This window comes from Roseomonas sp. 18066 (genome assembly GCF_902706185.1).
Lineage (GTDB): Bacteria > Pseudomonadota > Alphaproteobacteria > Acetobacterales > Acetobacteraceae > Pseudoroseomonas.
Genome location: NZ_CACSJM010000039.1, coordinates 1 through 12324, shown reverse-complemented (window position 1 = coordinate 12324; position 12324 = coordinate 1). Strand labels below are relative to the sequence as shown.

At 70.9% G+C, this 12324-nt stretch carries 10 protein-coding genes; 4 read left to right on the top strand and 6 right to left on the bottom strand.

What is annotated here, in order from left to right:
• Window positions 1–67: 67 nt before the first annotated feature.
• The 6 genes from GVN67_RS10340 to GVN67_RS10315 are packed head-to-tail and all read right to left on the bottom strand — an operon-like array spanning window position 68 to window position 6871.
• Complete coding sequence (locus GVN67_RS10340) at window positions 68–457, bottom strand: Zn-ribbon domain-containing OB-fold protein (RefSeq protein WP_159995506.1); 390 nt, start codon at window positions 455–457, stop codon at window positions 68–70.
• Between the two features lie 3 nt (window positions 458–460).
• Window positions 461–1633: a thiolase domain-containing protein gene (locus tag GVN67_RS10335; RefSeq protein WP_159995504.1), complete on the bottom strand. Its 1173-nt coding sequence runs from the start codon at window positions 1631–1633 to the stop codon at window positions 461–463.
• A gap of 45 nt (window positions 1634–1678) precedes the next feature.
• A complete protein-coding gene (locus tag GVN67_RS10330) occupies window positions 1679–2824 on the bottom strand; it encodes an acyl-CoA dehydrogenase family protein (protein WP_159995502.1) in 1146 nt (381 codons plus the stop codon).
• A complete protein-coding gene (locus GVN67_RS10325; protein WP_159995500.1) occupies window positions 2821–3876 on the bottom strand; it encodes an acyl-CoA dehydrogenase family protein in 1056 nt (351 codons plus the stop codon). Before GVN67_RS10325 ends, GVN67_RS10330 begins: the two co-directional genes overlap by 4 nt.
• On the bottom strand, window positions 3873–4724 hold the full coding sequence (locus tag GVN67_RS10320; protein WP_159995498.1) for a MaoC/PaaZ C-terminal domain-containing protein: 852 nt from the start codon (window positions 4722–4724) through the stop codon (window positions 3873–3875). The genes GVN67_RS10325 and GVN67_RS10320 overlap by 4 nt, the downstream gene beginning before the upstream one ends.
• Window positions 4721–6871, bottom strand: coding sequence for an acetate--CoA ligase family protein (locus GVN67_RS10315; protein WP_159995496.1), 2151 nt, complete (start codon window positions 6869–6871; stop codon window positions 4721–4723). Before GVN67_RS10315 ends, GVN67_RS10320 begins: the two co-directional genes overlap by 4 nt.
• A 257-nt stretch (window positions 6872–7128) precedes the next feature.
• On the opposite strand from GVN67_RS10315, the gene GVN67_RS10310 reads away from it, so the two are divergent.
• The 4 genes from GVN67_RS10310 (at window position 7129) to mntR (ending at window position 12292) form a co-directional block, all read left to right on the top strand.
• Complete coding sequence (locus GVN67_RS10310) at window positions 7129–8343, top strand: serine hydrolase (protein ID WP_235035222.1); 1215 nt, start codon at window positions 7129–7131, stop codon at window positions 8341–8343.
• Window positions 8344–8555: 212 nt separating this feature from the next.
• Entirely contained in the window at window positions 8556–9296 is a 741-nt protein-coding gene (locus GVN67_RS10305; protein WP_159995492.1) for an SDR family oxidoreductase, read from the top strand.
• 83 nt (window positions 9297–9379) lie between these two features.
• A complete protein-coding gene (locus GVN67_RS10300) occupies window positions 9380–11740 on the top strand; it encodes a helicase-related protein (protein ID WP_235035221.1) in 2361 nt (786 codons plus the stop codon).
• A gap of 120 nt (window positions 11741–11860) precedes the next feature.
• The gene (gene mntR, locus GVN67_RS10295) at window positions 11861–12292 is read left to right on the top strand and encodes a manganese-binding transcriptional regulator MntR (protein ID WP_159995490.1); all 432 of its coding nucleotides are present in this window, start codon (window positions 11861–11863) and stop codon (window positions 12290–12292) included.
• The last annotated feature ends 32 nt before the right edge of the window (window positions 12293–12324 follow it).

The window sequence follows — 12324 nt, the reverse complement described above, 5'->3', positions numbered from 1 at the left end:
CATTGTCTCGTTTCCTCGTTCGCAGGCGGAAGGGGGCGCCGCAGGCGACGCCCCCGCATCGTCAGGCTCAGGCCGGGGTGAACATCGGCACCGGCGCGCCGTCATCGGCGGTCGGCTGGAACTGCAGCTTCACCTTCTGGCCGATGCGGATGCTCTCGAACGGCGTGCCGATGATGTTGGTCATCATCCGCGGCCCCTCGTCCAGCTCCACATAGGCGATGGCATAGGGCACCTTCGCCCGCATGATGCTGAAGCTGTAGATGGTGCCGGTGCCCTTGGCGGCCACGTATTCGACCTCGCCCTCGTCGTCGAAGGGGCAGACCGGGCGCGGCGGGTAATGCGTCTTGCCGGTCTTGCTGTTGCGGCCGATCAGCAGCGTGCCCTGCCTCGCCGCGTCCCAGAACTTCTGGGTCGAGGGATCGGGAGTCGGCGCCGGGGGAATGCGGGTCTCGGTCATGGCTCAGCCCCTCTCCAGCACCAGGGTGGCGCTGCCGTGCCGCGTGCCGAGCGAGCCGCCCGTGCCATGCGCCACCGCCAGGTCGCAATTCTTCACCTGCACGGCCGGATGCGCCTCGCCGCGCAGCTGCCGCACCGCCTCGATCACCTTGGTGATGCCGCCGCGATTGGCCGGGTGGTTGTTGCACAGCCCGCCGCCATCGGTGTTGAAGGGCAGCTTGCCGACGCCGGCGATCAGGTTGCCGTCCGAGACGAACTTGCCGCCCTGCCCCTTCTCGCAGAAGCCGAGGTCTTCCAGCTGCATCAGCACGGTGATGGTGAAGCTGTCATAGATGCTGGCATACTTGATGTCGGCCGGCTTCACGCCCGCCATCTCGAAGGCGCGGGCGCCGGCATAGCGGGCGCCGGTATAGGTCAGGTCGATGCGGCCGCCATCGACATGCTTGATCGCCTCGCCGGTGCCGCGGATATTGACGATCGGCCGCTTCAGCGTCCGCGCGATCTCCGGGCTGGTCACCACCAGCGCGCCGCCGCCATCGCTGATGACGCAGCAGTCGAGGCGGTGCAGCGGGTCGGCCACCAGCGGCGAGTTCACCACATCCTCGACGGTGACCACCTTGCGCAGCATCGCATGCTCATTGTGCTGCGCATGATGGCTGGCGGCGACCTTGATCCAGGCCAGCTGCTCCGACGTCGTGCCATACTCGTACATGTGCCGCTGCGCGCACATGGCGTACATGTTGGCGATCGCCGGGCCGAAGGGGAATTCGAACTGCACGTCGGGCTGGCGCGGGTCGCCCGGGCGCGGCGCCGTGCCGGTGGCGACACCCTCGGAGCGCGGGCGGCCGGCCAGCGTGATCAGCGCCACCTTGCACTTGCCCATGGCGATGGCTTCCGCCGCATGCGCCACATGCATCAGGTAGGAGCAGCCGCCGACATCGGTCGAATCGTAATGCGTCAGCCGGTTCAGCCCGATGTAGTCGGCCATGCTCAGCGGGCCCATGCCGGGCGCGTCGCCGGCGCAGAAATACCCGTCCACATCGGCCCGCGTCAGCCCGGCATCGCGCAGCGCGCCGAGGGCGACCTCCGCATGCAGCTGCGCGACGCTCTTGTCTTCGGCCTTGCGCGTCGGATGCTCATAGGCGCCGACGATGCAGGCCTTGCCTCGGATGCTCAACCTGATCTTCCTTCTGCTGCTACGGCTTTGGAACGGTGACGGCGGTCAGCCCGGCAGGCCCAGCACATTCTTGGCCAGGATGCCGCGCTGGATTTCCGAGCTGCCGCCATAGATGGTGGTCGGCCGCGCCTCGATGAACTGGCCGGAGGGATGCAGGTCACGATTGCCCTCCATCGGCTTCAGCAGCCCCGCATTCTCGCCGGCGATCTCCAGCATCAGCTCGGTGATGCGCTGGAACAGGTCGGACTGGTGCAGCTTCAGCATCGAGACATCCGGGCCCAGCGTCTCGCCGCGCCGTAGGATGGCGACGAAGCTTTCGTACAGCGCCTTGTGGTCCTCGAGGTCGCAGCGCAGCCGGATATAGCGGTCCTGGAAATCCGGTTCCTCGAAGACGCCCATCCGCTCGGCCAGCGTCTTCAGCCGCGCCAGGGCGTAGCCCGACTGCCGCGGCGAGCCGAGGAAGATGCGCTCGAAGCCGAGCAGGGCCTTGGCCATGCTCCAGCCCTTGTTCACCGCGCCGACGAGGTTCTCGGCCGGCACGCGGACATTGTCGAAGAAGACCTCGCAGAACTCGTCATGCAGGCCGAGGTTGATGATCGGCCGCACGGTAACGCCCGGCGTCGCCATGTCGATCAGCAGGAAGGAAATTCCTTCCTGCTTTTTCCCGCTCTTGTCCGTGCGAACCAGGCAGAAGATCCAGTTGGCGTCGGTGGCGAGCGTGGTCCAGATCTTCTGGCCGTTGACGACGTAGTGGTCGCCCTCCAGCACCGCCTCGGTGCGCAGCGAGGCCAGGTCGGAGCCGGCGCCGGGCTCGGAATAGCCCTGGCACCAGACATGCTCGCCGGCCAGGATCTTCGGCAGGAAGGTCGCGCGCTGCGCGTCGGTGCCGAAGCGGATCAGCAGCGGGCCCAGCATGATCACGCCATGGTCGGGCAGGCGCGCCACGCCGTGGCGCTCATATTCCTCGATCAGGATGATCTGCTTCGAGGCGTCGAGCCCCATGCCGCCCAGCTCGACCGGCCAGCCCGGCGCGACCCAGCCCTTCTGCTGCAGGATGCGGAACCATTCCTCGCCCTCCTGCCAATGCAGGCGGTGCGGCGGGTTGCGCAGATGGGCCGGGTAGCTGCCTTCGACGAAGCGGCGCACCTCGGCGCGGAAATCGTCGTCGGACAGCGCGTTGTGGTCGGTCATGCCTCTTCCTCCGGCGCCTGGGCCGCGAAGCGGCGGCGGTGCAGCCCGGCGCTGCCGAACTGGCTGGCCAGCACCATCACCTTGCGCAGATAGAGGCCGATATCGGCCTCGTCGGTATAGCCGATGCCGCCATGCAGCTGCACCGCCTGGCGCGTCACCAGCAGCGCCGCATCGGCCGCCCGCGCCTTGGCGCGCGAGATCGCCGCCTGGCGCTGCGCCCGCGGCGCGCCGCGATCGGCCAGCGCCGCCGCGGCCTCAATGCTGGCCCGCGTCAGGGCGATCTGGATCTTCAGGTCGGCCGCGCGGTGCTGCAGCGCCTGGAAGCTGCCGATCGGCTTGCCGAATTGCTGGCGCGTCTTCAGGTAGTCGAGCGTCAGCGCAAAAGCCTGGTCCATGACGCCCAGCAGATAGGCCGCGGTGCCCAGCGCCGCCTCGTCCAGCGCATCTTCCAGCACGGCGGGGTCGAGCTTCAGCACCTCGCCGCGCTCGGCCGGGCGCAGCGTGCCGAAGGCGCCGCCATCCTGGGTCGGCTCCAGCGTCAGGTCGGCGCCCTCGGCCGACTGCAGCAGCAGCCCGCGCCCGGCGACCGGCACCAGGAAGCCAGCGGCGCCCCCGGCCATCGGCAGGAACACGCGCGCGCCGCCCGGGGTGGCCGGCACCGACAGGCTGCCCGGCTTCTCCTGCCAGGCGGTCAGCAGCAGCCTGTCGCCGCCCAGCACATCGTCCAGCGGCGCGCCGGCGGCGGCCAGCAGGCGGGCGGACAGGGTCGCGGCGACCAGCGGCTCCGGCACCAGCGCGGCGCCGAGCTCTTCCACCAGTGCCACGTATTCGGACAGGCCGAGGCCGGCGCCGCCCGCCTCTTCCGGCACCAGCAACCCGATCCAGCCCTGCTCGCCCATCTGGCGCAGCACGCCGGCATCATAGCCGGGCGCCTGGAAGCGCAGCTCGCGGATCCGCTTGCGGTCGCCGCCGCGTGGCGCCAGGCCGGCGGCGCTGTCGCGGATCATGCGGATCGATTCCGCGCGATCCTCGGGCTCCATCACCGCGCTCATGCCGCGAATTCCGCATGGCCGTTGTTGACCACGACCACGTCGCGCTCGACGACGCGGGCGCGGAAGGCGCCGTTCTTCCAGATCTCGGTGCGGATGGTCTCGCCCGGATAGACCGGCGAGGAGAATCTGAGAGACAATTTCTTCAGCGCCTCGGGGCGGTAGTCGCCGAGCTCGCGCATCAGGGCATGGGTGACCACGCCCAGCGTGCACAGCCCGTGCAGGATCGGCCGCGGGAAGCCCGCCTTGGCGGCGATCTCCGGGTCGATATGCAGCGGGTTGTCGTCGCCGTTCAGCCGGTAATAGAAGGCCTGCTCCAGCCGGGTCGGCAGGTCGACGACGATCTCCGGCGCGCCCTCCGGCATCGGGTTGGGCGGGATCACCGGGCCGGAGGGCCCGCCGAAGCCGCCATCGCCGCGCAGGAAGGTGGTGCTGCCGGTGGTGGCCAGCAGCTTGCCCGTCGCCGCGTCGGTGATTTCCTTCTCGGAATACAGCAGGGCGCCTTTCCCCTCGCCCTTGTCGACCAGGCCGGTGACGCGGGTGCGGCCGATCACCTCGCCGGAGGCCGGCAGCGGAGCGTGCAGGGTGATGCGCTGCTCGCCATGCACCACCTTCACCGCATCGATGCCGGTCGCCGGATCGGCGGCCCAGAAGCCGGGATGGCCGATCACCACCGCCATCGCCGGCACCACCGCCGGGCCCTTATGCGTCGCCACATAGGGCAGCTGCCGCGCATCCATCGGGTCCTGGCCGAAGCCGATCGACAGGGCGTAGAAGACGGCGTCCCGCGCGGTCAGGGTCTGCCGCACCTCGGGGATCTTGAAGTTCAGCAGCTTGTCATAGTCGATCATGCGGCATCCTCCGCGATGTCGATCACCGCATCGGCGGCGAAGGCGCCCTGCCCGTCGGGCATGGCGAAGACGGGGTTGAGGTCGATGCCGGCGAGATTCGGCCCGGCCTGGGCCGCGAAGACCGACAGCCGCGACAGCATCTTCTTCAGCGCGCCGATATCGGCGGGCGGCCGGCCACGGGCGCCGAGCAGCAGCGGCGCGCCCTTGATCGAGCGGATCATCGCTTCGGCTTCCGCCTCGCCGAAGGGGCAGCGGCGGAAGGAAACGTCTTTCAGAATCTCGACGAAGATGCCGCCCAGGCCGAACATGGCGACGGGGCCGAAGACCGGGTCGCGATGCACGCCCAGGATGCATTCGACGCCGCCCGACAGCTGCCTGGCCACCAGCACGCCTTCGATCCGCGCGGCCGGGGCGGCGCTCTTGGCCCGCTGCAGCAGCAGGGCGAAGCCGTCACGCACGGCGGCAACGTCGGAAACGTTGAGCAGCACGCCGCCAATCTCGGATTTGTGCAGGATATCCGCGGAAAGAATCTTCAGCACCACCGGGAAGCCGATGCGCTCCGCCGCCGCCACCGCGGCCTCGACGGTCGGGCAGGCTTCCTCGGGCGCGGCGGGGATGCCGGCGGCAGCCAGGATGCGCTTGGCCTCGGCCTCGCTCGGCGTCGTCGCCGGCAGGGTGAAGGCGGGCAGCCCCGGCGGCGGCACCGCGGCGGCGGCCGCAAAGGAGTCGCCGTAGCGGCCCATGGCCTGGATGGCGGTCACCGCGCGGGACGGGTCCTCGAAGACGGTGAAGCCGTCCTCCTCGAACTGGCGCACCAGCGGCGGGTCGGCCAGCACCGACAGGACGAAAAGCCGGTCGGGATGCGCCGCGCGCACCGCCGCCAATTCGGACCGCAGCCGCGGCGCCACGGAAGCGGCACCCCCCGCATGGGTGAAGAACGAAAGAATGGAGGAATAGCCGCCCTCCTCCACCAGCGCCTTGGCAAAGGTGCCAACGAGAGAAAGGTCGTTCAGCGCCTGGGCGGTGCAATCCACCGGGTTCTGCGGCGCGCAGAAGGGCAGCGCGTCGCGCAGGGCCTGCTGCGCTGCCTGCGGCATCTCGGGCATCGGCAGGCCGGAGGCCTCGGCGGCATCGGAAATCAGCACGCCGGCGCCGCCGCTGATGGTCAGCACCCCCAGCGTGTTGCCGACCGGATAGATCTTCCGGGTGGCCAGGCGCGCGATGTCCAGCATCTCCTCGGTGGTGCGGGCGCGGACCACGCCGAACTCGGCCAGCACCGCATCGGTCACCGCGTCGTCGCCGGCGATGGAGGCGGTGTGCGACTTGGCGGCAGCACTGCCCACCGCACTGCGCCCGACCTTCATCAGCACCACCGGCTTGCGGTTCTTCCGCGCCAGCTCGAGCGCTGCCAGGAAGCTGTCGGCGTCGCGGATGCCCTCGGCATAGGCGGCGATGACCTCGGTCTGCGGGTCCTGCGCCATCCAGCCGATCATATGGCCGACATTCAGGTCGGCCTCGTTGCCCGTGGTCACCACGCAGGACAGGCCCAGGCCGAAATCGCGCGCCAGGCCGAAGACATGCATGCCATAGGCGCCGGACTGGCTGGCGATGCCGATCGGCCCGGGCTTGGGCGAGCCGCGCTCCAGGCTGCTGGTGAAGGTGCCGTAGAAGCCGGTGCGGGCATTGAACAGCCCGAGGCAGTTGGGCCCCAGCAGCCGCATGCCATGCGCCTTGGCATCGGCCACCATGGCGGCCTGGGCGATCTCGCCCTCGGCGCCCATCTCGGCGAAGCCGGCGCTGAACATGATCGCCGCCTTGACGCCGCGCTGCGCCAGCTCCTGCACCGCGAGCCCGGCCGCCGCCGCGGGCACGGCGATGATGGCCACATCCGGCACCTCCGGCATCGCCGCGATGCTGGCATAGGCCGGCAACCCCTGGATCTCGTCCCGCTTCGGATTGACCGGCAGGATGGTCCCCTGGAAGCCGAGCTCCTTCATATAGGCGATCGGCCGGCCGCCGATGCGCGCGGCATCCGCCGAGGCGCCGATCACCGCCACCGAGCGCGGCGTCAGCAGGGCCGACAGCGTGCCCATCGGCAGCGCGGCTTCCGCGGTCGAATGGGGTGGCGGCAGGCGCGTATCAGGCAACGGCGCATTCCCTTCCCGGGGGCAGCGACGCGGAACTGCGACCGGCCCTGCCCGACTGTTTCCTGGTGGGCGCCGGTGACCGCGCCCCTGGCCTTCGCGGCCTTGGCCGGGAGGCTAGACCCGGGGCGCCAGCCATTCAATATGCCGAACGCCATTCAACCATGTAAAATCATGGACAAGCGGTCATCCCCCGGGCCCCTCGACGCGGCGCGCCGTCGGCGCCAGGATCGGCGGGTTTCGACAGACGGATGCGCCGCATGATCCTGACCAGCCCCGAGGCCGTCGGCCTCTGCCCCCAGCGCCTGGGCCGCATCGCCGACTGGGCGGATGGCTGGGTGGCCAGCGGGCGCCTGCCCGGCATCACCACCCTGGTGGCGCGGCGCGGCCAGGTCGCGCATCTGCACAGCACGGGCCTGGCCGATGTCGAGCGCGGCACGAAGATGGCGGCCGACACGGTGCTGCGCATCTATTCGATGACCAAGCCGCTGACGAGCCTGGCGCTGCTGATGCTCTACGAGGAAGGGCGCTTCCAGCTCGACGACGCCATCACCCGCTTCCTGCCGGAATTCCGCGACATGCGGGTGGCCGTGGGCGGCGCCCGCGGCAAGGTCGACACGGTGCCGGCGGTGCGCGACATCACCTTCCGCGACCTGCTGACGCATACCTCCGGCCTGACCTATGGCTTCATGCAATCGACCCTGGTCGACGGGCTGTACCGGGAGCGCGGCGTCGACTTCCAGACGGCGGAAGCCAGCCTGGGCGAGGTGGTGGGGCGGCTCGCCGCGCTGCCGCTGATCGCCCAGCCCGGCACCGCCTGGAACTACAGCGTCTCGACCGACGTGATCGGCCACCTGGTCGCGGTGATCTCCGGCCAGGCCTTCGACGCCTTCCTGCGCGAGCGGGTGCTGCGCCCGCTCGGCATGCGGGAGACGGATTTCCACGTCACCGAGGCGCAGCGCCCGCGCTTCGCCGCCAACTACGCCCGTTCGCCGGACGGCGGGCTGGCGCTGATCGACGACCCCGCCAGCAGCCGCTTCCTGACCGCCCCGCGGGTCTGCTCGGGCGGCGGCGGGCTGGTCTCGACGGTCGGCGACTACTGGCGCTTCTGCCAGCTGATGCTGAACCGCGGCATCCTGGACGGCACCCGCCTGCTCGGCCGCAAGACGGTGGAGCTGATGACCGCCAACCACCTGAACGGCGACATGGCGGCGATGGGCCAGGCGCGCTGGTCGGAGTCCACCGCCGAGGGCATCGGCTTCGGCCTGGGCTTCTCGGTGATGCTGAACCCGGCACGCGCCCAGATCACCGGCACGCCCGGCGAGTTCGCCTGGGGCGGCGCGGCGTCGACCGCCTTCTGGATCGACCCGGCGGAGGAGATGGCGGTGATCCTGCTGACGCAGATGACGCCGTCCTCGACCTATCCGATCCGGCGGGAACTGCGGGTGCTGAGCTATTCGGCGGTGGTGGACTGAGAAAAGAGAAGCGATCGTAAGAGAAGAATCTGGGGGCATTGAATGCCCCCAGACCCCCACATTCATTTGGCGTCCCGCCTCAGGCCTCATGGTGCCAACAGATGGCGGGGTCCGGGGGGATACTATCCCCCCGGCGGGGTCCAGGGGCGGAGCCCCTGGCGCTTGCCTCCCCCTGCCTTACAATCGCTTTGTCTCTGCTCCCAAAGGCCACCATGACCGACACCGCTCGCTATCTCCTGCTGACCGGCGCCAGCCGCGGCATCGGCCATGCCACGGTGAAGCTGTTCGGCGAGCGTGGCTGGCGGGTGTTGACCGTCTCGCGCCAGCCTTTCGACCTGGCCTGTCCCTGGCCGGGCGCCGGCGACGGGCATATCCAGGCGGATCTGGCCGATATCGACGATATCGACCGGCTGGCGGCCGAGGTGCGGCTGCGCCTGCCGGGGGGCCGGCTGCATGCGCTGGTGAACAATGCCGGCATCTCGCCCAAGGGCCCGGGCGGCAGCCGGCTGGGCGTGCAGGAGAGCGATGCCGAGACCTGGACCCGGGTGCTGAACGTCAACCTGGTCTCCACCTCCCTGCTGGCCCGCGCTCTGCTGCCGGAGCTGGAGGCGGCGAAGGGCGCCATCGTCAACGTCACCTCGATCGCGGGCTCGCGCGTGCATCCCTTCGCCGGCGTCGCCTATGCCGCCTCGAAGGCCGGGCTGGCGGCGCTGACCCGGGAATTCGCCCATGAATTCGGCCCGCGCGGGGTGCGCGCCAATGCCATCGCGCCGGGCGAGATCGCCACCTCCATCCTGTCGCCGGGCACCGACGCGCTGGTGCAGGACCTGGTGCCGATGGCGCGCCTGGGCGACCCGCGGGAGGTGGCGGAGACCATCCACTTCCTGTGCAGCGAGGCCAGCTCCTACATCAACGGCGCCGAAATCCACATCAATGGCGGCCAGCATGTCTGATCCTGCACCGCAACATTGGCTTTCGCGGGGTGTTTTCCGGTAAGGCTGCGGCGCAACATGCCTTTTCCGGGACTTTCATCACTGTGACGCATCACGACCCCATCGCCCCCGCCCATCCGGCGGAAGCGGCCATCCTGGCCTCGGGCCTGCGGGTCGAGCCGCGCGAGATGCCGCAGCTGACCCGGCTGGTGGCCCGCCGCCTGCCGGCCGACCGCGACGCGGTGGCCGATGCGCTGTGCCAGGTGCGGCGCAAGTCCTGGGCCTCGGCCGCCATGGCCCTGGCCAACCGCGCCGGCCAGGTCTGGGTCCGCCGCGCCGAGGCCGATGCCGCCGCCGCCAGCCTGACCGACCCCGATGCCGGCGAGGAGGCGCTGCGCCAGGCGCTGGACGCCGCCGTCCAGTCCCGCCTGCGCCAGGCCGCCGCCCGCCCCGGCGCCGCGCTGGAAATCGTCGAGGCCGAGCTGCAGGACATCACCGGCAGCACCCTGTCGCCGGAGCGGCACGCCGCCCTGGCCCAGGCCGTCGCCCGCGCGCATGGGCTGGACGTCACCGAGACCGACCGCTTCTCCCGCGCCGCCGCCCATGTCGAGGAGCGCCGGCGCCAGGAATTCCGCCAGGCCGAGAAGGCCGCGCGCGAGAAGCGCCGCGAGGAGGTCGCCCGCCTCCGCGCCTGGGAAAAGAGCCTGGTCGGCATCGAGGCCATCCCGGCCCTGCTGCGCTGCTCGGAGCGCGAGGCGCTGCGCTGGGCCGGCGCCGGGCTGCTGCCGGTGGCGCGCCGCATCCCCGGCCCCGGCGGGCGGGAGCGCTGGGAATTCGACCCGGCCGAGATCACCGCGCTGCGCCGCGACGTGGCCGCCTGGCGCGCCCAGGCCGAGCGCGACCCGCGCGACGCCGGCCGGCAGAGCCCGCGCGCCGCCCGCGCCGCGGAAGAGGCCGCCGGCCGCGGCGGCAAGGCCGCCAATGCCGCGGTGGCCCGCGCCGCGGCGCTCGACCGCTATGCCGCGCATTTCGCCACCGCCCGCGCGCTGATCCGCCGCATCATCCTGGTCACCGGCCCGACCAACAGCGGCAAGAGCCACACCGCGCTGGACCGCCTGGCCCAGGCCGAGAGCGGGCTGGCGCTCGCCCCGCTGCGCCTGCTGGCGCATGAGTTCCGCGACGCGCTGGCCGCCCGCGGCGTCGAGGCGGCGCTGTCCACCGGCGAGGAGCGCATCCTGGCCCCCGGCAGCCGCCATCTGGCCGCGACCGTGGAGATGTGCCCCTTCCACATGCCGGTCGATGTCGCGATCATCGACGAGGCGCAGCTGCTGCACGACCGCGACCGCGGCGCCGCCTGGACCGCCGCCCTGATGGGCGTCCCCGCGCGCGAGGTCTATGTGCTGGGCGCCCCCGAATGCGTGCCCATGGTCAAGCGCATCGCCCAGCTCTGCGGCGACGAGGTCGAGGAGATCACGCTGGAGCGGAAGGGCCCGCTGCATGCCTCCACCACGCCCCTGCATGCCGGCGACCTGAAGACCGGCGACGCGCTGGTCGCCTTCTCCCGCCGCGACGTGATGGACCTGCGCGAGGGGCTGGTGGCGCGCGGCCGCCGCGTCGCCGTGGTCTATGGCGCGCTGTCGCCCGAGGTGCGCCGCGCCGAGGCCGCCCGCTTCCGCTCCGGCGACGCCGATATCCTGGTCGCCACCGACGCCATCGGCATGGGGCTGAACCTGCCGATCCGCCGCGTGGTCTTCTCCACCCTGCGCAAGTTCGACGGCGAGGAGCGGCGCGAGCTGAACAGCCAGGAGGTCAAGCAGATCGGCGGCCGCGCCGGGCGCTTCGGCCACCATGAGGGCGGCGTGGTCGCGGTGCTGGCCGGCGCCGGCGACCCGGGCTTCGTCAAGACCATGCTGGAGGCGCCCCCCGCGCCGCCGGCCGAGCTGCGCCCCCAGGTGCAGCCGGATGCCGATATCATCGCCAATGTCGCCGCCGAGATCGGCTCCGACAGCCTGTTCGGCGTGCTGGCCCGCATCAAGCGCGCGGTGCTGCGCAAGGACGACCCGAACTACCGCTTGGCCGACATGACGCAGCAGATGGCGATCGGCTCGGCGATCGACGGCATCGCCGGCCTGTCGCTGATGGACCGCTGGACCTATGCCATGTGCCCGGTCGACGAGCGCGACAACGGCATCACCCGCCTGGCGCGCTGGGCCGTCGACCATGGCAACGGCCATGCCGTGCGGCCGCCGCTGGCCGGGCGCCTGCCGCCGCCGGACCGCGCCTCGGGCGAGGAGCTGCAGCGCTGCGAGAAGGTGCACAAGCGCCTGGTCGCCTGGCGCTGGCTGGCGCTGCGCTTCCCCCAGGCCTATCCCGACCTGGTCGAGGCGGAGACCGAGACCGAGCGGCTGGACAGCTGGATCGAGGACGTGCTGCGCCAGCAGCGCCGCGCCCGCCGCGCCGCCTGAGGGCAATTTCCGTCCCGATAACAGTATATTAGGAATCGCATAACAAAATGTAGCTTACCCTACATTTTGCGCTGTAGCTTGGCGGATGCTAGAGGCGGCGCACGAGACCGGGAGCGCGGCATGGAGCAGGACGAGGCGGAGATGACGGAAGCGCAGGAAGCCGCGCGGCATGCCTCCGCGCGCACCGCCCGCGCCAGCGCGCTGATGCAGGACTATGTCGAGCTGATCGACGACCTGCTGAGCAGCACCGGCGAAGCACGCCCGACCGACATCGCCCGCCGCCTGGGCGTGTCGCATGCGACGGCGATCAAGACCATCGCCCGGCTGAAGCGCGAAGGCCTGGCCCATTCCAAGCCCTATCGCGGCGTCTTCCTGACCGCCGCCGGCCACGCTTTGGCCAACGAGGTCCGCGCCCGCCACCGGGTGGTGGTCGACGTGCTGAAAGCCCTGGGCGTGCCCCCCGAGGTGGCCGAGATCGACGCGGAAGGCATCGAGCACCACGTGTCGGATGCGACCCTCGCCGCGTTTGAGAAGTTTTTAGGCCGAAGCTGAAGGGTAAAGACCGGGGGCTCCGCCCCCGGACC